At 70.4% G+C, this 21,100-nt stretch carries 23 protein-coding genes; 14 read left to right on the plus strand and 9 right to left on the minus strand.

Annotated elements, in window-relative coordinates; all coding sequences use genetic code 11:
• Window positions 1–152 precede the first annotated feature (152 nt).
• Window positions 153–1,067, minus strand: coding sequence for a PD-(D/E)XK nuclease family protein (locus AB0C15_RS13735; RefSeq protein ID WP_357351600.1), 915 nt, complete (start codon window positions 1,065–1,067; stop codon window positions 153–155).
• 77 nt (window positions 1,068–1,144) lie between these two features.
• Here AB0C15_RS13735 and AB0C15_RS13740 point away from each other — a divergent pair, with 77 nt between their 5' ends.
• The 3 genes from AB0C15_RS13740 to AB0C15_RS13750 are packed head-to-tail and all read left to right on the plus strand — an operon-like array spanning window position 1,145 to window position 3,931.
• Window positions 1,145–2,299 (plus strand): site-2 protease family protein, encoded by a 1,155-nt coding sequence (locus AB0C15_RS13740; RefSeq protein ID WP_357351602.1) that lies wholly within the window; start codon window positions 1,145–1,147, stop codon window positions 2,297–2,299.
• Window positions 2,300–2,343: 44 nt separating this feature from the next.
• The gene (locus AB0C15_RS13745; RefSeq protein WP_357351735.1) at window positions 2,344–3,312 is read left to right on the plus strand and encodes a tRNA (adenine-N1)-methyltransferase; all 969 of its coding nucleotides are present in this window, start codon (window positions 2,344–2,346) and stop codon (window positions 3,310–3,312) included.
• Between the two features lie 46 nt (window positions 3,313–3,358).
• Window positions 3,359–3,931: a hypothetical protein gene (locus AB0C15_RS13750; protein ID WP_091408625.1), complete on the plus strand. Its 573-nt coding sequence runs from the start codon at window positions 3,359–3,361 to the stop codon at window positions 3,929–3,931.
• A 49-nt stretch (window positions 3,932–3,980) separates the two neighbouring features.
• On the opposite strand, the gene AB0C15_RS13755 is transcribed toward AB0C15_RS13750, so the two are convergent.
• A complete protein-coding gene (locus AB0C15_RS13755; RefSeq protein ID WP_266242041.1) occupies window positions 3,981–4,274 on the minus strand; it encodes a ferredoxin in 294 nt (97 codons plus the stop codon).
• A gap of 178 nt (window positions 4,275–4,452) precedes the next feature.
• On the opposite strand from AB0C15_RS13755, the gene arc reads away from it, so the two are divergent.
• The gene (arc, locus tag AB0C15_RS13760; RefSeq protein ID WP_357351604.1) at window positions 4,453–6,237 is read left to right on the plus strand and encodes a proteasome ATPase; all 1,785 of its coding nucleotides are present in this window, start codon (window positions 4,453–4,455) and stop codon (window positions 6,235–6,237) included.
• Window positions 6,238–6,300: 63 nt separating this feature from the next.
• Here arc and AB0C15_RS13765 read toward each other — a convergent pair whose 3' ends face one another.
• Window positions 6,301–6,654 (minus strand): GtrA family protein, encoded by a 354-nt coding sequence (locus tag AB0C15_RS13765; RefSeq protein ID WP_357351607.1) that lies wholly within the window; start codon window positions 6,652–6,654, stop codon window positions 6,301–6,303.
• Window positions 6,655–6,808: 154 nt separating this feature from the next.
• On the opposite strand from AB0C15_RS13765, the gene AB0C15_RS13770 reads away from it, so the two are divergent.
• The 6 genes from AB0C15_RS13770 to prcA all read left to right on the plus strand — a co-directional run bounded on the left by AB0C15_RS13770 (window position 6,809) and on the right by prcA (window position 12,479).
• Complete coding sequence (locus tag AB0C15_RS13770) at window positions 6,809–8,431, plus strand: DUF2142 domain-containing protein (RefSeq protein WP_357351609.1); 1,623 nt, start codon at window positions 6,809–6,811, stop codon at window positions 8,429–8,431.
• Window positions 8,432–8,467: 36 nt separating this feature from the next.
• Window positions 8,468–9,985 carry a depupylase/deamidase Dop gene (gene dop, locus AB0C15_RS13775; protein ID WP_357186575.1) on the plus strand — a complete coding sequence of 506 codons (1,518 nt, stop codon included), beginning with the start codon at window positions 8,468–8,470 and terminating at the stop codon, window positions 9,983–9,985.
• A 104-nt stretch (window positions 9,986–10,089) separates the two neighbouring features.
• Complete coding sequence (locus tag AB0C15_RS13780; protein ID WP_030332902.1) at window positions 10,090–10,305, plus strand: ubiquitin-like protein Pup; 216 nt, start codon at window positions 10,090–10,092, stop codon at window positions 10,303–10,305.
• Between the two features lie 218 nt (window positions 10,306–10,523).
• The gene (locus AB0C15_RS13785; RefSeq protein WP_357351611.1) at window positions 10,524–10,823 is read left to right on the plus strand and encodes an endonuclease VII domain-containing protein; all 300 of its coding nucleotides are present in this window, start codon (window positions 10,524–10,526) and stop codon (window positions 10,821–10,823) included.
• Window positions 10,742–11,581: a proteasome subunit beta gene (gene prcB, locus AB0C15_RS13790; RefSeq protein ID WP_181518379.1), complete on the plus strand. Its 840-nt coding sequence runs from the start codon at window positions 10,742–10,744 to the stop codon at window positions 11,579–11,581. Before AB0C15_RS13785 ends, prcB begins: the two co-directional genes overlap by 82 nt.
• Before the next feature lie 58 nt (window positions 11,582–11,639).
• The gene (prcA, locus tag AB0C15_RS13795) at window positions 11,640–12,479 is read left to right on the plus strand and encodes a proteasome subunit alpha (RefSeq protein WP_357351613.1); all 840 of its coding nucleotides are present in this window, start codon (window positions 11,640–11,642) and stop codon (window positions 12,477–12,479) included.
• 48 nt (window positions 12,480–12,527) lie between these two features.
• On the opposite strand, the gene AB0C15_RS13800 is transcribed toward prcA, so the two are convergent.
• The 6 genes from AB0C15_RS13800 to rfbB are packed head-to-tail and all read right to left on the minus strand — an operon-like array spanning window position 12,528 to window position 17,804.
• Window positions 12,528–13,556: a glycosyltransferase family 2 protein gene (locus AB0C15_RS13800; RefSeq protein ID WP_357351615.1), complete on the minus strand. Its 1,029-nt coding sequence runs from the start codon at window positions 13,554–13,556 to the stop codon at window positions 12,528–12,530.
• Window positions 13,553–14,860 (minus strand): polysaccharide biosynthesis protein, encoded by a 1,308-nt coding sequence (locus AB0C15_RS13805; protein ID WP_357351617.1) that lies wholly within the window; start codon window positions 14,858–14,860, stop codon window positions 13,553–13,555. Before AB0C15_RS13805 ends, AB0C15_RS13800 begins: the two co-directional genes overlap by 4 nt.
• Complete coding sequence (locus tag AB0C15_RS13810) at window positions 14,857–15,558, minus strand: glycosyltransferase family 2 protein (protein WP_357351619.1); 702 nt, start codon at window positions 15,556–15,558, stop codon at window positions 14,857–14,859. Before AB0C15_RS13810 ends, AB0C15_RS13805 begins: the two co-directional genes overlap by 4 nt.
• Entirely contained in the window at window positions 15,551–15,922 is a 372-nt protein-coding gene (locus tag AB0C15_RS13815) for a DUF2304 domain-containing protein (protein WP_357351621.1), read from the minus strand. Before AB0C15_RS13815 ends, AB0C15_RS13810 begins: the two co-directional genes overlap by 8 nt.
• Window positions 15,919–16,806, minus strand: coding sequence for a dTDP-4-dehydrorhamnose reductase (rfbD, locus tag AB0C15_RS13820; protein ID WP_357351623.1), 888 nt, complete (start codon window positions 16,804–16,806; stop codon window positions 15,919–15,921). The genes AB0C15_RS13815 and rfbD overlap by 4 nt, the downstream gene beginning before the upstream one ends.
• Complete coding sequence (rfbB, locus tag AB0C15_RS13825; RefSeq protein ID WP_357351625.1) at window positions 16,803–17,804, minus strand: dTDP-glucose 4,6-dehydratase; 1,002 nt, start codon at window positions 17,802–17,804, stop codon at window positions 16,803–16,805. Before rfbB ends, rfbD begins: the two co-directional genes overlap by 4 nt.
• 84 nt (window positions 17,805–17,888) lie before the next feature.
• Between rfbB and rfbA the strand changes: the two genes are divergently transcribed.
• From rfbA to AB0C15_RS13845, 4 genes are all read left to right on the plus strand, one after another.
• A complete protein-coding gene (gene rfbA / locus AB0C15_RS13830; RefSeq protein WP_357351627.1) occupies window positions 17,889–18,779 on the plus strand; it encodes a glucose-1-phosphate thymidylyltransferase RfbA in 891 nt (296 codons plus the stop codon).
• Window positions 18,776–19,399 carry a dTDP-4-dehydrorhamnose 3,5-epimerase gene (gene rfbC / locus AB0C15_RS13835; protein WP_357351629.1) on the plus strand — a complete coding sequence of 208 codons (624 nt, stop codon included), beginning with the start codon at window positions 18,776–18,778 and terminating at the stop codon, window positions 19,397–19,399. The genes rfbA and rfbC overlap by 4 nt, the downstream gene beginning before the upstream one ends.
• A gap of 68 nt (window positions 19,400–19,467) precedes the next feature.
• Window positions 19,468–20,826 (plus strand): Pup--protein ligase, encoded by a 1,359-nt coding sequence (gene pafA, locus AB0C15_RS13840; RefSeq protein WP_030332925.1) that lies wholly within the window; start codon window positions 19,468–19,470, stop codon window positions 20,824–20,826.
• 68 nt (window positions 20,827–20,894) lie between these two features.
• Window positions 20,895–21,089, plus strand: coding sequence for a hypothetical protein (locus AB0C15_RS13845; RefSeq protein ID WP_074309749.1), 195 nt, complete (start codon window positions 20,895–20,897; stop codon window positions 21,087–21,089).
• The last annotated feature ends 11 nt before the right edge of the window (window positions 21,090–21,100 follow it).

Here is a 21,100-nt window from a genome sequence, read left to right on the forward strand (position 1 = left end):
TGACGCCGTCGATCTTGCACTTTCTGCTGAGATAGATGGTGCGAATCCGATGAGTCGACATCCGAAAGTGCAAGATCGGCGGGCGGGCGGGGCGGGGCGGGCGGGCGGGCGGGGTGGGGTGCGGGCGGCGCGGTGGGTGGGGCGTCGGGGGGTTACTCGTCGGCGCCGGGGGGTGCGGGGGTGGTGCGTGCGTCGCGGAGGGGGTCGGCGGTTGTCGCCGTTACGGGGAACGGGGGTGGGGTGCCGCCGAACGTGGGGCACAGCGCCTGGTGGCTGCACCAGTCGCAGAGCCGGCTCGGCCGGGGCCGGAAATCCTGCCGGGCGGTGGCCTGCTCGATCGCCCGCCACAGCGCCACCACGGTGCGCTCGAAGCGGACCAGCTCGTCGGCGTCCGGGGTGTAGTCCAACACCTCGGCGTCACGCAGGTAGAGCAGCCGCAACACCCGGGGCACGACCCCCCGGGTGCGCCACAGCACCAGGGCGTAGAACTTCAGTTGGAACAGCGCCCGCGCCTCGAACGCCTCCCGCGGAGCGCCGCCGGTCTTGTAGTCGACCACCCGCAGCGCGCCGTCCGACGCGACGTCGAGGCGGTCGAGGTAGCCCCGGATCAGCAACTCGTCGTCGACGACCGCCGAGATCAGGCTCTCGCGCTCGGCCGGCTCCAGCCGGGTCGGGTCCTCCACCGCGAAGTAACCCTGCAACAACCCGGCGGCCGAGCGCAGGAACTCCACCGGCCCCGCCGGCTCGGCGTCGTCGAAGATGCCGGTCAGCTCCGGCTGCTCGGTGACCAGCCGGTCCCACTGTGGGGCCACCAGGTCGCCGGCCGCCTCCGGCGTGCGCTCGGTGGCCGGCAGGTCGAACAGACGCTCCAGCACCGCGTGCACGAGTGTGCCCCGCGCCTGCTCGATGGTGGTGCGCTCGGGCAGCCGGTCGATGCTGCGGAACCGGTAGAGCAACGGGCAGGTCTTGAAATCCGCCGCGCGGGACGGGGACAGCGAGGCCCGCACCGTCGGTGGCGCCTGCGCCGCGGGGGAGGGTTGGGAGGTGGTGACCGGTTCCGCCGTCATGTCGGCAAAGGTTAGGGCACCGGTGTGACACCGCCCGCCGCCCGTCCCGCACAGCGACGGTCCGTAGCATCGTGGCGATGGAGCAGACAAGCCGGCCGCCGCGCCGACCAGACCGACGTCTCGGCCTGAACGTCGGTCGGGTGTTCGGGGTGCCACTGCACCTCAACGGCTCCATGGTCCTGCTCGCGGTGCTCATCGCGGTGCTGTACGGCGAGTTCGCCCGCCGGCAACTGGGCCTGCCGCAGCTCAGCGGTTATCTGATCGGCTTCGGGTTCGTCGTGTCGCTGCTCGGCTCGGTGCTGCTGCACGAGCTGGGCCACGCCCTCACCGCCCGACGCTACGGCATCGGTGTGCGCGGGATCACCCTGGAACTGCTCGGCGGCTACACCGAGATGGACCGGGACGCCCCGTCGCCCCGCGTCGACCTGCTGGTCTCGCTCGCCGGCCCGGCGGTCTCCGCGGTGCTCGGCGTCCTGGCCGTCGCCGCCACGCTCGCCCTGCCCGAGGGGACCGTGGCCCACCAGCTCGCCTTCCAGCTCGCGGTCAGCAACGTCATCGTGGCGCTGTTCAACAGCCTGCCCGGGCTGCCGCTCGACGGCGGCCGGGCGCTGCGCGCCGCCGTGTGGGGGCTGACCCGCGACCGGCACCTCGGCACCGAGGTCGCCGGGTGGGCCGGCCGAGTGGTCGCCGTCGGCACCGCGGCCCTGGTGCTGCTCCTCACCGTCGAGCGGCGGCTGGCGCCGCTGGCGCTGCCGCTGATGCTGCTGGTCGCCGTCACCCTCTGGCGGGGCGCCGGCCAGTCGATCCGGGCCGCCCGGGTCAGCCGCCGGTTCCCGCTCATCGACCTCGCCCGGCTGGCCCGCCCGACCTGGCCGGTGCCGACCGGCACGCCCCTGGCCGAGGCCCAGCGCCGACGCGCCGAGAGCGACCAGCCGGGCGCCGCGCTGCTGGTCACCGACTCCACGGGTCGGCCGGTGGCGCTCGTCGACCCGGCCGCCGCCGACGCGGTGCCCGTCGAGCGCCGACCGTGGCTGGCGGTGGACGCCGTCGCCCGGTCCCTGGGCACACTCCCCTCGTTGCCCCTCGGGTGGGACGGCGAGCGGGTGATGGAGGCCGTACAGACCCACCCGGGCGCGCAGTACGTGGTGACGTCAGGCGAAGATGTCGTCGGCATTCTGCACATCGCGGACCTGGCACAGCTCCTCGAACCCAACCGGAAGATGACACCGTGACCGCAACTCCCTCCACCGTCGCCGCCGACCCCGCCACGCCGGCGCTGACACCCGTGCACCGGGGGCCGTTCCGGCCCGGCGACCGGGTCCAGCTGACCGACCCCAAGGGGCGGATGCACACCGTGACGCTGGAGCCCGGCAAGGAGTTCCACACCCACCGCGGCATCCTGGCCCACGACGCGCTGATCGGGCTCCCCGACGGCAGCGTGGTGACCACCTCCGGTGGCGGCACCGCGTTCCTGGCTCTGCGGCCCCTCCTGTCGGACTACGTGCTGTCCATGCCGCGCGGCGCGCAGGTGATCTACCCGAAGGACTCGGCGCAGATCGTCGCGATGGGCGACATCTTCCCCGGCGCGAAGGTCCTCGAGGCCGGCGCCGGCTCCGGCGCGCTGAGCTGCTCGCTGCTGCGCGCCGTCGGCACCGAGGGTGAGCTGCACTCGTTCGAGCTGCGCGACGACTTCGCCCAGATCGCCAAACGCAACGTCGAGGCGTTCTTCAACGGGCCGCACCCCTCGTGGAACCTGCACGTCGGCGACGTCGCGCAGTGCCAGGAGACCGGTTTCGACCGGATCATCCTGGACATGCTGACCCCCTGGGAGACCCTCGACATGGTCGAGCGGGCACTGGTGCCCGGCGGGGTGTTCATCGGCTACGTCGCCACCACGCCGCAGCTCTCCGAGCTGGTGGAGGCGCTGCGCGAGCGCGGCGGCTGGACCGAGCCCCGGGCCTGGGAGTCCCTGGTGCGCGACTGGCACGCCGAGGGCCTCGCCGTCCGCCCGGACCACCGGATGATCGCGCACACCGCCTTCCTGGTGTCCGCCCGCAAACTGGCCCCGGGGGTCACCGCGCCGCCGCGCCGCCGCAAGCCCAGCAAGGGCACCGAGGCGTACGCGCAGCGCCGCCAGGACCTGCGCGAGGCGGAGGCGGCCCGACAGGCCGCGGCCGCCCAGGCGGCAGGCGCCCAGGCGGCAGGCGCCCAGCCCAACGGTACGGGGGAGATGGACAGGCCGTGACGATGGAGCTGGGTGTCGGCACCGCCGAGCAGGGGGAGACGCTGGCATGAGCCGACCGGGCTACGGCGGTGGAGACCTCCCCGCGGTCTTCCCCGACTGGTCGCCCTACCAGGACCTGGAGTCGGCGGCGCGGGCCTACCTGCGTGACCCGGACGTCGCCCTGGAGGCGCTCGGCGGGGTGTTGCGCGGCGCGTCGGTGCTCGGCTTCACCCTGGAACGCTTCGTCAACGAGGTCAACGGGGTGTGGCAGGAGGTCGTCGTCTGCGACGGCAGCCGGCTGATTCTCTGGCACGGCGAGGACGTACCGCCCGAGGAGGGCCCGCCCGGGTCGATGACCTCGTCGTTGCGGGTGGTACCGGTCTCCACCGTCACCGAGGTGGGCTGCCGGCGACGACTCAACCGCGCCGAGAGCGGCGAGATCCGGGTCGACAGCATCGACGTCTACCTGTTGCTCACCTCGTTGGACGAGGCGCCGCCGAGCGAGGAGATGGCCGGCACCCCCCGGCACGACGCGCTGCGTTTCGGTAAGACCCTCGACGACGGCGGGGCCGGGCAGATCGCCCGGTTGGAGGAGTTCGCGCGGCTGGTCGCCTCGGTGGTCGGCCGGCCGATGCTCTGAGGCGTACCCCGTTCTGGGTCCGGCCGGGCCGCGTGGCCCGGCCGGCCGGTCAGTCGTCCTCGGCGTCCGGGCCAGCGACCTCGACGCCGTCGCCGCGCACCACGTGGATGCAGTCGCCCGGGCACTCCTTCGCGGAGTCGATCACCTCGAGTCGCAGGTGCGCGGGGACGTCGACCCGGCTGCCCGGCGCCATCCGCAGCTCACCGTCGACGCCCTTGACGTAGGCCAGACCGTCGATGTCGAACTCGAAAACCTCCGGCGCGTACTGCACGCAGAGCCCGTCGCCGGTGCAGAGATCCTGGTCGACCCAGACCTGCAACTCGTCGGTCGCGACCTCGGCCACCTGTGCACCCCCCATGTTCTCCCGTCCCACGCTTCGACGGTACCCGAACGCCGGTAACGGCCCGTCAGGCCACCCTTGGCGATCAAGGTTCGGTGACGAGGGTGTTGCGTGGGACCGAATCGGCCTCATAGCGGCTAGTGTTAGGGCAGAACGTTCAAGCCCCCCGGGGAGGTGGGACGTGGCAGCACGTAGCGACGACGCGGACTCGCGCGCCGCACGGTGGGAGAAGGAAGCCCACGATCTCTCCACGCAGGTCGCGTTCCTGCAAGAGGAACTCGCCCTGGTGCGGCGTAAGTTGACCGAAAGCCCCCGACACGTCCGGCAGCTCGAAGAGCGGCTGGCGGCCACCCAGGCACAGTTGGCGCGGCTGACCGAGAACAACGACCGGCTGGTGAGCACCCTCAAGGAAGCTCGCACGCAGATCGTGACGCTCAAGGAGGAGATCGACCGGCTCGCGCAACCGCCGAGTGGGTACGGCGTCTTCCTGGCGAAGCACGAGGACGGCTCGGTGGACGTCTTCACCGGCGGCCGCAAACTACGGGTCGCGGTCTCACCCTCGCTCGATGTGGGTGACCTGCGCCGTGGCCAGGAGGTCCTGCTCAACGACGCACTCAACATCGTCGACGCGTTCGGGTACGAGCGGGTCGGCGAGGTGGTGATGCTCAAGGAGATCCTGGAGGGACCCAACGGCGCTCCGGGAGACCGGGCGCTCGTGGTCTCCCACTCCGACGAGGAGCGCATCGTGCACCTCGCGGAGACGCTCATCGGCTCGGCGATCCGAGCCGGCGACTCGCTCATGATCGAGCCCCGCTCGGCGTACGCGTACGAGCGGATCCCGAAGAGCGAGGTCGAGGAGCTGGTCCTGGAGGAGGTGCCCGACGTCGACTACGGCGACATCGGTGGCCTCCAGTCGCAGATCGAGCAGATCCGCGACGCGGTGGAGCTGCCGTTCCTGCACGCGGACCTGTTCCGTGAGCACCAGCTCCGCCCGCCCAAGGGCATCCTGCTCTACGGCCCGCCCGGCTGCGGCAAGACGCTCATCGCCAAGGCGGTGGCCAACTCGCTGGCCAAGAAGATCGCCGAGCGGCAGGGCAAGGAGAAGCACACCAGCTTCTTCCTCAACATCAAGGGCCCGGAGCTGCTCAACAAGTACGTCGGTGAGACCGAGCGGCACATCCGGCTGATCTTCCAGCGCGCCCGGGAGAAGGCCGGCGAGGGCACGCCGGTGATCGTGTTCTTCGACGAGATGGACTCGATCTTCCGGACCCGCGGCTCCGGTGTCTCCTCCGACGTGGAGAACACCATCGTCCCGCAGCTGCTCAGCGAGATCGACGGCGTGGAGGGGCTGGAGAACGTCATCGTCATCGGCGCCTCCAACCGGGAAGACATGATCGACCCGGCGATCCTGCGCCCCGGCCGACTCGATGTGAAGATCAAGATCGAGCGTCCGGACGCCGAGGCGGCGAAGGACATCTTCTCCAAGTACATCCTCTCCGGGCTGCCCCTGCACCCGGACGACCTGGCCGAACACGGCACCGACCCGCAGGCCACCGTCGCGGCGATGATCGACGCCGTGGTGCTGCGGATGTACTCGGAGACCGAGGAGAACCGATTCCTCGAAGTCACCTACGCCAACGGTGACAAGGAAGTCCTCTACTTCAAGGACTTCAACTCCGGCGCGATGATCCAGAACATCGTCGACCGGAGCAAGAAGATGGCCATCAAGGAGTTCCTCACCTCGGGCCGCAAGGGGCTGCGCCTGCAGCACCTGCTCGACGCCTGCGTCGACGAGTTCCGCGAGAACGAAGACCTCCCCAACACCACCAACCCCGACGACTGGGCGCGCATCTCCGGCAAGAAGGGCGAGCGGATCGTCTACATCCGCACGCTCGTCTCCGGTGGCAAGGGCGCCGAGGCCGGCCGATCCATCGAGACCGCGAGCAACACCGGCCAGTACCTCTGATCCCCGGCAGCGAGGGTGTCCGCCACCCGGCGGGCACCCTCGCTGCGGCATGTCAGGCGTCAGTCAGGCCGCGAAGATCCATCGCTTCGACACCACGTAGTTCACCACCGACAACGACGCCGTCACCAGCAGCTTCGCCAACAGGTACGGCGTGCCCGCCCAGGTCAACGCCGACACCAGCACCACGTTGGCGATCAGGTTGGCGATCACCAGCGCGAAGTAGCGCCCCACCTGCGGCATCATCTGCGCCGACGAGCCGAACGACCACACCCGGTTCAGCACGAAGTTGACCCAGAACGAGGTCAGAAACGACATCGCGGTCGCCAGCGGTAGCACAATCCCGAGAACTCCGTGGTAAACGAAGAGAGACCCCGTGTCGACGGCAATGCTCAGACCCCCGACGACCAGGAACCGCACGGCGCTGTGTCGGGACAAGCGGTAGACGGAATCGGCAACAGGTGACTGCAAGAGAGTTCTCCCAGGGGGGACCCGGAGCGGTGACGACGACGAGGGAGCCTATCGTCTGTCCATCCACCCAGCGGGGCCTGCCCGCGCGAGCCGCGAGGTTGACGTGCCTGATCCCGGAAAAGTGACGCCGGCCACCGACGCAAGCCCGGCAGCCACCACGAGCGCGGCCCGCCGACACTGGACCCTGGCCTTCGCCGCGTTCTTCCTGATCATCTTCGCCTGGTCGATGGCCGCCCCCTACGACGGCACTCCGGACGAGCGCGAGCACATCGTCCGGGCGGCCGGCGTGGCCTCCGGGCAGATCGCGCCCCCGCCGGCCGCCGCGAAGAAAGGCACCGGAGCCTTCCAGACCGTCCCCGGCGGTCTCGTCCGCGAACAGTGCTGGCAGTTCAAGGAAGAAGTCTCGGCGGCCTGTGCCCAGCCACCCGGCAGCGACGACACCCCGACCCGGGCCGGCACCGGGGCCGGCCGTTACTTCCCCGCCTACTACGCCCTCGTCGGCGCGCCGACGGTCCTCTGGCCCGGCTGGTCCGGCGTCCTGCTCGCCCGCATGATCAGCGCCCTGTGCTGCGCCGCGCTGCTCGCCTGCGCGTACGTCGTGATCCGCAACCGCTCCCGCCGCGGCCTCATGCTCGGCGCCCTGGTCGTCGTCACCACCCCGATGGCCGTGCACATCGCCAGCGCGGTCAACCCGAACGGCCTGGAGATCGCCGCCGGCATCGCCTTCTTCAGCGCCGTCATCCCCCTGCTGCTCGGCCCACCCGGCCCACGGCGCGGCCTCATCCTCCTCGTCGGGATCAGCGCGCTGCTCCTGGCGGTGCTGCGCCAGACCGGCCCGCTCTGGCTGGCCACCGCCTTCGTCGCGTTCGCCTTCCCACTGCGCCGCAGCAACCTCGCCAGCCTGCTCCGCGACCGGGCCGCCCAACTCTGGGCCGGTGGCATCGTGCTGTCCACCCTCCTCGTGATCGCCTGGTCCGTCCGCCAACAGACCTCCGACCTCGGCAACTACGCGGTCGAACGGTTCACCTACGGCCAGGCCACGCTGCTCGAGGCCGAACGGTGGCGGGACTATCTCGACGAGATCGTCGGGGTCACCTCCTGGCTGGACACCCGGATGCCCGCTCCGCCGTACCTCATCTGGCAACTCGTCGCCGGAGCGCTGCTGCTCATCGGCGTCGTCTGGGGCAGCACGCTCGACCGGTGGCGCCTGCTCGTGCTCCTCGGCAGCGGCGTGGCCGTCCCCTCCCTCATGCAGATCGCCCTGATCAACGACACCGGGTTCGTCACCCAGGGCCGTTACATGCTGCCCGTGCTCGTCGGTGTCCTGCTCTACGCCGCGTGGGTCGCCGAACAACGCGGCTTCGAGATCGCCCAGGCCCGCTCGTTCACCCGACTCGCCGTGCTGCTGCTCCTGCCGATCCACCTCTTCTGCCTGGCGTACACGATGGTCCGCTGGCAGAACGGCCTGCCCGCCAACCTCGGGCTGAGCAGCCTCAACCCGCTCGCCGGCGACTGGCACCCGGTGGTCGGCTCGGCGATCCCGCTGCTGAGCGCCAGCCTCGGCCTGGTGCTGTTCGGATGGCTCATCTGGACCACGCGTCCCGCCGCGACCGACGCGCCGACGCCGGCAGCCGCCCCCGCCGACACCGAAACCACCGAAGTGTTACGGCCCGCCGGCACTCACCTACAGAGTGCAGGTGCCCAGGGCGGACTACGCTCGACCTGACGGGGACCGGGTCGGGCGAGCGAAACGGGTAGGTCGATGAGTGTAAGACGGATCATGGGCACCGAGGTCGAGTACGGCATCTCCGTGCCCGGGCAGGCCGGAGCCAACCCGATGGTCACCTCATCGCAGGTGGTCAACGCCTACGGGGCACGTCCGGAGCTCAACCGGGGCGGCCGGGCCCGGTGGGACTACGAGGAAGAGTCTCCGCTGCGCGACGCCCGCGGCTTCACCTACTCCGGTGCCGCGTACGACCCCGCCGAGGCCCTCGCCGACGAGGACCTCGGCCTGGCCAACGTGATACTCACCAACGGCGCACGGCTCTACGTCGACCACGCCCACCCTGAATACTCCACCCCGGAGGTCACCACCCCCCGGGACATCGTGCGCTGGGACAAGGCCGGTGAACGGGTGATGGCCGAAGCGTCCCGCCGGGCCGCCACCATCCCGGGCACCCAACCGATCCACCTCTACAAGAACAACACCGACAACAAGGGCGCCAGCTACGGCGCCCACGAGAACTACCTCATGCGGCGGCAGACCCCGTTCGCCGACATCGTGGCGTACCTGACGCCGTTCTTCGTCACCCGGCAGATCGTCTGCGGCGCCGGCCGGGTCGGCATCGGCCAGGACGGCGGCCAGAGCGGCTTCCAGATCTCGCAACGCGCCGACTTCTTCGAGGTCGAGGTGGGCCTGGAGACCACCCTCAAGCGGCCGATCATCAACACCCGCGACGAGCCGCACGCCGACGCCGACAAGTACCGCCGGCTACACGTCATCATCGGCGACGCCAACCTCTCGGAGATCTCCACCTACCTCAAGGTGGGCACGACCGCCCTGATCCTCACCATGATCGAGGAGAAGGCGCTCGGCGCCGACCTCGGCATCGCCGACCCGGTCAGCGAGCTGCGCGCCGTCAGCCACGACCCCTCGCTGACGCACCGTATGCGACTGCGCGACGGCCGCCGGCTCACCGCACTGGACCTGCAATGGGCCTACCTCGAGCGGGTCCGGTCCTTTGTCGACGACCGGTACGGCACCGACGCCGACGAGCAGACCATCGACGTGCTCGACCGCTGGGAGAGCGTCCTGGACCGGCTGGGCCGGGATCCGATGCTCTGCGCCGACGAGTTGGACTGGGTGGCCAAGCTGCGGCTGCTGGAGGGCTACCGGGAGCGGGAGAAGCTCGGCTGGGGCTCGCACAAGCTTCAGCTCGTCGACCTCCAGTACTCCGACGTCCGGCCGGAGAAGGGCCTCTACCACCGGCTGGTCAGCCGGGGTGCGATGAAGACGCTGCTCACCGACGACGAGACGCGCAGCGCGATGACCGAGCCGCCGGAGGACACCCGGGCCTACTTCCGCGGCCGCTGTCTCGCCCAGTACGCCTCCGAGGTGGTCGCCGCGAGCTGGGACTCGGTGATCTTCGACGTGGGTCGGGAGTCGCTGGTCCGGGTGCCGATGATGGAACCCGAGCGGGGCACCCGCGCCCACGTCGGGGCGTTGTTCGACCGCTGCGCGAGCGCCAAGGACCTGCTGGAGACGTTGACCGGGGGCTGACCCCGGGTGCGATTGCCCGCCGTGTGCCGCAACCCGGCGCGCGGCGGGCTTTTCGTCGCCCGCGCGAGGTAAGTTCATCGCAGACGATCGTGGAGGAGACAGCCATGGCCACTCATGACAGCGGCGGTCAGTCGCAGTCCGGCAAGTCCCGTCAGGGCGAGGAAATCGAGGACGTCACCACCGAGGCCAACCCCGAGGTGGCCGAGCGGCACGCCGAGATCACCGAGGACGTCGACGACCTCCTCGACGAAATCGACTCCGTCCTCGAAGAAAATGCAGAAGAATTCGTGAGAGGATATGTGCAAAAAGGGGGCCAATGATAGCATATGTCCGATTTAGCCGACCCCCTGGGCAAGGCCTGCCCGCAGTGTAAGAGGGTGCTGGCTCGCACGGAGTTCCACCGTGATCGGCGGCGATCGGACGGCCTCGCCTTCTACTGCAAAGCCTGCGCCAATGCCCGGTCGGAAGCGAGTCGGCGCAAGCGGGGCGTCGCTGCGCAGAAGAAGTCACCGACGCCCGTGGGTGAGGGTCTGAAGTGGTGTCCGGACTGCGAGCAGATCAAATCACTCGACAGTTTTCCCACCACCACGACGTCTGCGCGATCTGTGGCGGTGCCGACCCGCAACATCTGGACCACGACCATCGCAACGGATGGGTGCGCGGGATACTCTGCTTCAACTGCAACGGTGGTCTTGGCCAGTTCCGTGACAGTCCCATGAGGCTGGCCAGGGCGATCACGTACCTGAGAGGAACCACGTGGCAGCGGGCTTTGATCCATCCGGGCGTCTACCAGATGTGTTCACCAACGCGGGGACGTCCTCCTTCACGACGTTTCTAAGTCGGGTGGCCCCCGAGATGTTGCCCGGTCGGCGACCGCTGCCGCCGGGCATGGCCGCCGACCTGGCGCCGCACGCGACCACCATCGTGGCCATCGCGGCCGCCGAGGGTGTGGTGATGGCGGGCGACCGACGGGCCACCATGGGCAACCTGATCGCCCAGCGCGACATCGAGAAGGTGCACCCCGCCGACGCGTACTCGCTCGTCGGTATCGCGGGCACCGCGGGCATCGGCATCGAGCTGATGCGACTGTTCCAGGTGGAGCTGGAGCACTACGAGAAGATCGAGGGCGCGATGCTCTCGTTGGACGGTAAGGCCAACCGGTTGGCCTCGATGATCCGCGGCAACCTGGGTGCGGCCATGCAGGGGCTGGCAGTGGTGCCGCTCTTCGCCGGGTTCGACCTGGCCGCCGCCGACCCGGCGCGGGCCGGTCGGATCTTCAGCTTCGACGTGACGGGTGGCCCCTACGAGGAGACCGGCTACGACGCGATCGGGTCCGGGTCGCTGTTCGCCAAGTCCGCGTTGAAGAAGCGTTTCCGGGCCGGGTTGTCCGTCGAGGACGCGACCCGGCTGGCGGTCGAGGCCCTCTACGACGCGGCCGACGACGACACCGCGACAGGTGGTCCGGACCTGACCCGCCGGATCTACCCCGTGGTGATGACCGCGACCGCCGAGGGCACCCGCCGGTTGACCGACACCGAGACGGCGGCGATCGCCGAGGGCGTGGTTGCCGGCCGGATGGAGAACCCGGGCGGTTGAGACCCGCACCGCACAAGTCAGCAGTCGTCAGCACAGCGCCGTAAGGAGAACCGCCGACGTGGCCATGCAGTTCTACGCCTCTCCCGAACAGATCATGCGCGACCGCTCCGAGTTGGCCCGCAAGGGCATCGCTCGGGGTCGCAGTGCGGTGGTCCTCAGCTACTCCGGCGGGGTCCTCTTCGTCGCGGAGAACCTCTCCAGCGCCTTGCACAAGGTCAGTGAGATCTACGACCGGATCGGGTTCGCGGCGGTCGGTCGGTACAACGAGTTCGAGAACCTGCGGCGCGCTGGTGTCCGGATGGCGGACCTGAACGGGCTCAGCTACGACCGGCGTGACGTCACCGGCAGGGCCCTGGCCAACGCGTTCGCACAGACCCTGGGCGCGATCTTCACCGAGCAGTCGAAGCCGTTCGAGGTGGAGATCTGCGTGGCGGAGGTCGGTGCCACGGCGGACGCGGACGAGCTGTACCGGCTGACCTACGACGGTTCGGTCAACGACGAGCCGGGCCGGATGGCCATGGGCGGTCAGGCCGAGGCGATCACCGGGGTGTTGAAGTCACAGCACCGATCGGACATGTCTCTGGCCGAGGCGGTCAAGGTGGCGGTGCAGGCGCTGAGCAGCGTCGGTGGTGAGGGCGGTGCCGCCCGGACGATCGCCGCGAACCAGCTCGAGGTGGCTGTCCTGGATCGCCAGCGGATCGGCCGGACGTTCCGACGGATCACCGGTGTCGCGCTGACGGCCCTGCTGGACGGGGACCCGGCGGCGGAGAGCCAGTCGACCGGGGCGGCCGGTGGTCCCGGTGAGCCGGTCGTACCGACCACGGAGGCGCACAAGCCGACGACCTCGGCCGGCTCCGCGGACCTGGAGGACCGGCCCGCGGAGGGCGGCGAGCGTTAGGGTTTCGCCCGCTGGTGCCGGGCCCCTGTCCGGGGCCGGCACCAGCGGTCATCCTCGGCGCAGCAGGGGCCTGGTCAGGGCCCAGTAACCGCCGGTGATGGCGTTGAAGGCGCCCATGCCTGGCATGGTGGGCCCCCCGGAGGGGGTGATCCGAGCGGTCATCAGCTCCGCGATGACCCCGTCCGGCACCCGGCGTTCGGCCTGTAGTTGCCTCCGCCGGCCGCGTACCCAGTCGCGGTTGCGCCACAGCCAGCCCCAGCCCCGTAGTTTCTGTCGGGACCAGCCGCCGGCGAGCGCGGCGGTGAACATGGCGGCCTCGGTGAGCAGCAGTGCCGGGGCGAGGACGACGAGCGTCCGCGCCTCGTATGCGGTGAGCAGGGTGACCAGGCGGTTCCGCTCGACCAGGTAGAGCTTCAGGGTGTTGCGGGAGAACTCGTAGTGGTGACGCACGACGGCGTCCGGCACGTACTCCAGCCGGAGGCCGCGCTGCCACAGTCGCAGGCTGAGTTCGGTGTCCTCGTGGTAGGCGAAGTACTCGGCGGCGAAGCCGTCGAGTTCGCGCCAGAGCTGCCGGCTGATCACGAAGCAGCAGCCGCTGAGGGAGGGTACGGCCCGCCGTCGGGCGTGGTCGCTTGCCGGTTCGCCGTTGCCGCCGGCCCAGGAGAGCCCGGTGAAGTGCAGCGGGTTTCCGCTGGTGTTGATCAGCTCGGGGGTGTCGGCCAGCCGGATGGACGCCATGGCCGCGCCGACGCCCGCTTCGGCGGCGACGGCGGTGGTCTTGGCCAGGGCGTCGGGTGCGACGACGGCGTCGGAGTTGACGAACGCGAGCCAGTCGCCGGTGGCCTCGGCGGCGCCGACCCGGCAGCCGCCGGAGTAGCCGGTGTTCTCCTCCGGTCGGAGCACCCGTACACCGGGCAGGCCCTTGACGATGTCGATGCCGTCCCCGGTGCAGCCGTTGTCGACGACGATGAGGTCGATCTCGACGTCGGTGCTGGCCAGCACCGCCTGAACGGCATCGACGAGGTACGGCTCCGCGCCGTAGGCGAGCATGACGGCGCTCACCCGGGGTGGGGTCATCGGATGCCTCCGGATACGGCAGGGGTGACGGCCTCGGCGGGCGGCCGGGTGGGGGTGGGTCGGCGGGTGCCGCCCCGCAGCAGCAGCGCCATGGTGGCGGCCACGATGACGGAGCCGATGGTGTACGCCAGTTCGACCCGCAGGGTGACCGGAGCCGGGATCAGCGTCACGGCGACCAGGGCGGCGACGCCCGCGGTCCAGGCGAGGGCCTGGGCGCGGTGCCGGTCTAGGGCGAGCAGGGCCTGGCCGAGCACCATCGCCCACAGGTAGGCGAGGGTGGCGGCCGCCAACCAGGCGAAGTCGCCGTGGCCGAGGACGCCGGGCGCGTCGAAGAGGGTGCCGACCAGCCACGGGCCGAGCAGCACGGCGCCGAGGGCACCGGTGAGGCCGAGTGCGGTGACGATGCCGAGTGCCCGCCGCAGCAGGCTGTGGAAGCCGGCCTGGTCGCCGGTCGTGGCGGTGGTGGCCAGGCCGGGCAGCAGGGACGCCTGGAGGGAGCCGAAGACGAACAGCGGGATGCGGACCAGGACGAGGGCGGAGAGCAGCGCGCCGGCCGCGGCCGCGTCGGAGGGGGCGAGTAGCTGCACGTTGATCACGCCGATGTTCACCACGACCTGGGAGAGCAGGCTGGAGGCGGTGAGGAGGCCCAGGCCACGCAGCAGGGTGGCCCAGGGCACCGGCGGGCCGGTGCCGATGGCACGCAGCACCGGCGGCAGGGTGAACAGGACGCTGACCAGCGGGGCGGCGACGAGCACGAGCCCGTACCAGACGGGAGCGGTCACCCCGGCCAGCCCGAGCAGGGCGACCATGATGATGCGCAGGCCGCCGTCGATCCCGAGTTGGGTGCCGTACCAGGGGAACAGTTGCAGGCCGGAGAGGACGCCGCGGGTGGCGTAGGCGACGGCCATCGCGGCGAGTGCGCCGATCAGCACGGTGACCAGGTTGCCGTCACCGGCGAAGAGCTTGTCGGCGAGCGGTTGACGGCCGACGGTGACGCCCAGCACCAGCACAGCGAGCAGCGCCGCGGCGACGGTGACGCCGCGGGTCAGCACCGGCCCGGGGGGCAGGCCCTGGCTGTGCCGGGCGGCGACGACCCGGGCGACCTCCTGCTCGATGGGCATGAACACCCCGATGCCCAGGGTGAACACGATCGACCAGAGGACGGACAGGGACGAGTAGTCGGCCTTGCTGAGGCTGTGGCCGGCGACCGCGAGGTGAACGTAGGAGGCGAGCCCGAGAAGGGCCAGCCCGGCACCGACAGCGACGGTGCCGGGCGGGACCAGGCTCAGTAGCCGTCGGATCACCGGCGGATTAGCGCCAGCGTGAGGACGGCGAACGCGCGACCGAGGTAGACCATCGCCTTGGCGGGGGAGTGGCTGGGCGTGCCCGCCATCCGCTTGCGCATGGCGACCGGCACCTGACGGATGCGGTAGCCCCGGCGGGCGGTGTGCACCAGGGTCTCCACCGTGTCGCCGAGGTACTCGGCCGGGTACCAGCCGGCGAACATCTCGATGACGCGCCGGTTGGCGGCCCGGAAGCCGGAGGTGGTGTCGGTGAGCTTGGTGCGGGCGACCCGGGACAGCACGGCGGAGAGCATCACCATCGCCCAGCGGCGGGGGCCGCGGACGTTGTAGTCGCCCTCACCGGCGAAGCGTGCGCCGATGACGAGGTCGTTGTCGTCGAGCAGGTCGACGAGCTTCGGCACGTACCGGGGGTCGTGCTGGCCGTCGGCGTCGATCTGGATGGCGACGTCGTAGTCGTTGTCCCGGGCGTAGCGGTAACCGAGGCGCATGGCGCCGCCGACGCCGAGGTTGTACGGCAGTTTGGCGACGCGGGCGCCGGCGGCGGCGGCGACGGCTGCGGTGCGGTCGGTGGAGCCGTCGTCGACGACGAGGACGTCGACGCCGGGCAGTTCGCCGCGGACCTCGCCGACGACGTCGGCGATCGAGCCGGACTCGTTGAGCGCCGGAATGATGATCAAAGTGCGCTTGCCGTTAACCATCGGTCGACACCAGTTCGTCTCGGGCTGCCCGGTCCGCGTCGATCTGCGCGCGGAGCAGGGCGAATTCTTCGGCCAGGGTGCGGGTCTCTTCTTCCAGGGCGCTGACCTCCCAGCTGAGGTGTACGCACACCAGCAGCAGGAAGACGATGCCGAGGAAGAGCACCAGGCTGACACCGGAGGCGACACCGAGGACTTCGGCGACGTTGTCGAGCAGCCGGGGGAACAGGGACAGCGGAATCACGATGATCAGCACGGCGAGCCAGAGCATGCCGTACTTCTCGCGCAGCTGGCGGCGACGCAGCAGCTCGACGATGGTGCCGAGGAGCAGCAGGCCGGTCAGGCCGGTGACGAGGGTGAGCTTCATGCGACCTTCCACGGGGCGGGTGGAGCGGGGGAGTGGAACGCGTCAACCAGGGCGTCGTGCCAGTCTGGAAGCGGAGGCAGACCGACGGCTGCCCAGCGGCTGTGCCCTAGCACACTGTACGCAGGCCGGGGGGCGGGACGCGGATACCGGTCGCTGGTGGTGGGTCGGACCCGGTCCGGGTCGAGTCCGGCCAGTGTGAAAGTGGCTCTGGCCAGCCCGTACCAGGTCGTCTGCCCGGCGCAGGTGCCGTGGTAGACGCCGGGCGTCGCGCGGCCGGCGAGCGCCGCGTCGGCCAGCGCGACGAGCCGTTCGGCGAGGGCGTGGGACCAGGTGGGCTGGCCGTGTTGGTCGTCGACCACGTCGAGGTGCTCGTGCTGGTTGGCGAGGCGGAGCATGGTGGCCACGAAGTTGGGGCCGTGTGCGCCGTACAGCCACGCGGTGCGCACCACGTACCCGGTGTCGGGCAGCAGCCGCGCGACGGCCTCCTCGCCGACCAGCTTGCCGCGGCCGTAGGCGTTGACCGGCGCGGTGGGCGCGTCCTCAGGGTAGGGGGTGTCGGCGTTGCCGGCGAGCACGTAGTCGGTGGAGACCTGGATCAGCCGGGTGCCGTCGGTGGCGCACGCCGCGGCCAGGTTGGCCACGGCGTCGCCGTTGATGGCGGTCGCCGCCGCCTCGTCGGCCTCGGCGGCGTCGACGTTCGTCCACGCGGCCGCGTTGATCACCAGGTCGTGCCCGGCGACGGCGGCGTCCACCGCCGCGCGGTCGGTGATGTCCAGGTCGGCGCGGGTGGCGGCGGTGACCTTCAGGTCGGGTCGGGCCCCCAGTACGGTGATCAGGTCCCGGCCGAGCATCCCGCCCGCGCCGGTGACGAGGAGTCGGGTCATGCGGTCGGCGCGGACTTGAGGGGCTCCCACCAGCTGCGGTTGTCCCGGTACCAGCGGACGGTGTCGGCGAGGCCCTGGTCCAGGGTGATGCTGGGGTGGTAGCCGAGCTCTTCGCTGATCTTGGTGATGTCCAGCGAGTACCGGCGGTCGTGGCCCTTGCGGTCGGTGACCGGCACGACCCGGTCCCACCCGGCGTCGCAGGCGTCCAGGAGCATGCCGGTGAGTTCCTTGTTGGTCAGCTCGGTGCCGCCGCCGATGTTGTAGACCTCGCCGGCGCGGCCCTTCTGCTGAACCAGGGCGATGCCGCGGCAGTGGTCGTGCACGTGCAGCCAGTCGCGGATGTTGCCGCCGTCGCCGTAGAGGGGGACGGTGCCGCCGTCGAGCAGGTTGCTGACGAACAGCGGGATGACCTTCTCGGGGAACTGGTACGGGCCGTAGTTGTTGGAGCAGCGGGTGACGACCACGTCCATGCCGTGGGTGCGGTGGTACGAGAGCGCGAGCAGGTCGGAGCCGGCCTTGGACGCCGAGTACGGGGAGTTGGGGGCGAGCGGCCAGGTCTCGGTCCAGGAGCCCTCGTCGATCGAGCCGTAGACCTCGTCGGTGGAGACGTGCACGAACCGGCCCGTGCCGTGGCGCAGCGCGGCGTCGAGCAGCGTCTGCGTGCCCAGCACGTTCGTGGTGACGAACGGCGCGGCCCCGGCGATCGAGCGGTCGACGTGCGACTCGGCGGCGAAGTGCACGATCACGTCGTGCTCGGCCACCACCTGGTCGACCACGACCGGGTCGCAGATGTCGCCCTGCACGAACCGCAGCCGTGGGTCGTCGCTGACCGGCTCGAGGTTGGCCAGGTTGCCCGAGTAGGTCAGTTTGTCCAGCACGGTCACGACGGCCGGCTCGAGCGGCGGCACGCCGTCAGCACTGCCGAGCGGCTTGCCCAGCAGCAGGCGAACGTACTCCGACCCGATGAATCCGGCTCCGCCGGTGACGAGGATCCTCACGGGTCCGGAAGTATACGCGACGGTTGACACGACGACAGGGACGCGACCCCCGCACGATCAACCGGGTACGGCTAGGCTTCCCCGGTGCGTGGAATCCTACTTGCCGGCGGCACCGGATCCCGGCTCTGGCCGATCACCCGGGCGGTCTCGAAGCAGCTGATGCCGGTTTTCGACAAGCCGATGATCTATTACCCGCTCTCGACCCTGGTGATGTCCGGGGTTCGGGAGATCCTGGTGATCACGACCCCGGACGACCAGGACCAGTTCCGTCGGCTGCTCGGCGACGGCAGCCAGTTCGGGCTGCGCCTGGAGTACGTCAGCCAGGAGCGTCCGGAGGGCATCGCGCAGGCGTTCATCCTCGGCGCGGACTTCATCGGCACCGAGTCGGTGGCGTTGGTCCTCGGTGACAACATCTTCCACGGCGTGGGTCTGGGCCGGCAGCTCGCCGAGCACGGTGACCCGGTCGGTGGGCGGGTCTTCGCCTATCAGGTGGCCAACCCGCAGGAGTACGGCGTGGTCGACTTCGACGCCGACGGTCGGGTGCTCTCGATCGAGGAGAAGCCGGCCCGTCCGAAGTCCCGCTACGCGGTGCCCGGCCTGTACTTCTACGACAATCGGGTGGTGGACATCGCCCGCAAGCTCACCCCGAGCGCCCGCGGCGAGTTGGAGATCACCGCGGTCAACGAGGTGTACCGGGAGACCGGCGAGCTGTCGGTGACGGTCCTGGACCGAGGCACCGCCTGGCTGGACACCGGCACGTTCACCTCGATGATGCAGGCCGCCGAGTTCGTCCGGGTGGTCGAGGAGCGGCAGGGGCTCAAGATCGGGTGTGTCGAGGAGGTCGCCTGGCGGGCCGGCCTGATCGACGACGCGCAACTGCGCGCGCTCGCCGAGCCGCTGACCAAGAGCGGCTACGGCGACTACCTGCTGGGTCTGCTGAGCGAGCAGGTAGTCGGCGACGGGGGTTCCTGGTGAAGATCCGCGAGCTGAGCATCGAGGGCGCCTGGGAGATCAGCCCCCAGCAGCACGGCGACCCGCGTGGCATGTTCATGGAGTGGTACCGCTTCGACAAGCTCGCCGAGGCGGTGGGGCACCCGCTGCGGCTGGCCCAGGCCAACATGTCGGTCTCCGCGCGTGGCGTGGTGCGCGGCGTCCACTTCGCCGACGTCCCGCCCGGGCAGGCCAAGTACGTGACCTGTGTGCGGGGCGCGGTCCTCGACGTGATCGTGGATCTGCGGGTGGGTTCTCCGACGTTCGGCCGGTGGGAGGGCGTCCGGCTGGACGACACCGACCGGCGGGCGGTCTACCTCAGCGAGGGGCTGGGGCACGGATTCTGCGCCCTGACCGACGACGCGACGTTGAGCTACCTCTGCTCGGCCACCTACAACCCGACCGGCGAGCACGCGGTGCACCCGCTGGACGAGGAGTTGGGCATCGAGTGGCCCGCCGAGGTTCCGCTGCTGTCCGCGCGCGACGACGCCGCGCCGACGCTCGCGCGGGCCCGGGAGAAGGGTCTGCTGCCGGAGTACGACGCCTGCCGTCGCTTCGTGGCGAGCCTCGGGCCGGACGGAATGTCGCACTCAACCGGTATGTGACCGCGCTCGGGGCACGACCTGTGGTCTGACAGTGACGAACCGGGCCTCCGGGCGGCTAATGTCTCATCATGGAGCGGCGAATCTTCGGCCTCGAGACCGAGTACGGCGTCACCTGCACCTATCGCGGGCAGCGGCGGCTGTCCCCGGACGAGGTCGCGCGGTATCTGTTCCGACGCGTGGTCTCCTGGGGTCGGTCCAGCAACGTCTTCCTGCGTAATGGGGCCCGGCTCTACCTGGACGTCGGGTCGCACCCGGAATATGCGACACCGGAGTGCGACTCGGTGACCGACCTCGTCGCCCACGACCGGGCCGGCGAACGGATCCTGGAGGGCCTGCTCGTCGACGCCGAGAAGCGGCTGCACGACGAGGGCATCGCGGGTGAGATCTACCTGTTCAAGAACAACACCGACTCGGCCGGCAACTCGTACGGGTGCCACGAGAACTACCTGGTCTCGCGGCACGGCGAGTTCGGCCGACTCGCCGACGTGCTCATCCCGTTCCTGGTCACCAGGCAGTTGATCTGCGGGGCGGGCAAGGTCCTGCAGACCCCACGCGGCGCGGTCTACTGCCTCTCTCAGCGGGCCGAGCACATCTGGGAGGGTGTCTCCTCGGCGACCACCCGCAGCCGCCCGATCATCAACACCCGCGACGAGCCGCACGCCGACGCCGAGCGCTACCGGCGGCTGCACGTCATCGTGGGTGACTCCAACATGAACGAGGTCACCACGCTGCTCAAGGTCGGCACCGCCGACATCGTGCTGCGGATGATCGAGGCCGGGGTGGTGATGCGCGACCTGTCCCTGGAGAACCCGATCCGGGCCATCCGGGAGGTGTCGCACGACATCACCGGCCGGCGCAAGGTGCGGCTGGCCAACGGCAAGGAGGTCAGCGCGCTGGACATCCAGCAGGAATACCTGGCCAAGGCCACCGAGTTCGTCGAGCGACGCGGCGGCGACCAGGCCGCCAAGCGGGTCGTCGAGCTGTGGGGCCGGGTGCTCAACGCGGTGGAGACCGGCGACCTGGAGCCGGTCTCGCGAGAGATCGACTGGGTCAGCAAGCTGCGGCTGATCGAGCGCTACCAGCGCAAGCACGACCTGCCGTTGTCGCACCCCCGGGTGGCCCAGATGGATCTGGCCTACCACGACGTGCGCCGTGGCCGGGGTCTCTACGGGCTGCTGGAGCGCCGTGGCGACGTCGACCGGGTGGCCACCGACCCGGAGATCTTCGAGGCCAAGGAGACTCCGCCGCAGACCACCCGGGCCCGGTTGCGCGGCGAGTTCATCCGGCACGCCCAGGAGAAGCGCCGGGACTTCACCGTCGACTGGGTGCACCTGAAGCTCAACGACCAGGCACAGCGCACCGTGCTCTGCAAGGACCCGTTCCGGGCGTACGACGAGCGGGTCGAGCGGCTGATCGCCAGCATGTGACAGGTTGCCTCGGCTCCGGCGGCGGGCAGCGCCGCCGGAGTCGGGCGGCCCGGTAGGCTGAGCGCGCCATGACGACTTCTGGACCTTCCGACCGCTCCGAGCGCGGCGCCGAGCGGCAGAACTGGGTCGAACGCCGGCGGGAGAAGATCCGCGCCGAGATCGACCGCAACCGGCGCGGTGAATACACCGTGCCGACGTGGGTGCTGGCCCTGGCGCTGGTGCTCATCGTCGGCGGCTGGCTGGCCCTGATCTTCCTGGCCTAACCCCACCCCCA

This window comes from Micromonospora sp. NPDC048835, from assembly GCF_040649995.1.
Lineage (GTDB): Bacteria > Actinomycetota > Actinomycetes > Mycobacteriales > Micromonosporaceae > Micromonospora.

Bases quoted from the DNA above. Each gene is read 5' to 3' on its own strand.
- AB0C15_RS13750 (WP_091408625.1), top strand. From the start codon at position 3,359: ATGAGCCGACCGGGCTACGGCGGTGGAGACCTCCCCGCGGTCTTCCCC.
- AB0C15_RS13815 (WP_357351621.1), bottom strand. From the start codon at position 15,922: ATGAAGCTCACCCTCGTCACCGGCCTGACCGGCCTGCTGCTCCTCGGC.
- AB0C15_RS13800 (WP_357351615.1), bottom strand. From the start codon at position 13,556: ATGACCCCACCCCGGGTGAGCGCCGTCATGCTCGCCTACGGCGCGGAG.
- AB0C15_RS13735 (WP_357351600.1), bottom strand. From the start codon at position 1,067: ATGACGGCGGAACCGGTCACCACCTCCCAACCCTCCCCCGCGGCGCAG.
- dop (WP_357186575.1), top strand. From the start codon at position 8,468: ATGAGTGTAAGACGGATCATGGGCACCGAGGTCGAGTACGGCATCTCC.
- AB0C15_RS13845 (WP_074309749.1), top strand. From the start codon at position 20,895: ATGACGACTTCTGGACCTTCCGACCGCTCCGAGCGCGGCGCCGAGCGG.
- AB0C15_RS13810 (WP_357351619.1), bottom strand. From the start codon at position 15,558: ATGGTTAACGGCAAGCGCACTTTGATCATCATTCCGGCGCTCAACGAG.
- pafA (WP_030332925.1), top strand. From the start codon at position 19,468: ATGGAGCGGCGAATCTTCGGCCTCGAGACCGAGTACGGCGTCACCTGC.
- rfbD (WP_357351623.1), bottom strand. From the start codon at position 16,806: ATGACCCGACTCCTCGTCACCGGCGCGGGCGGGATGCTCGGCCGGGAC.
- AB0C15_RS13780 (WP_030332902.1), top strand. From the start codon at position 10,090: ATGGCCACTCATGACAGCGGCGGTCAGTCGCAGTCCGGCAAGTCCCGT.
- AB0C15_RS13740 (WP_357351602.1), top strand. From the start codon at position 1,145: ATGGAGCAGACAAGCCGGCCGCCGCGCCGACCAGACCGACGTCTCGGC.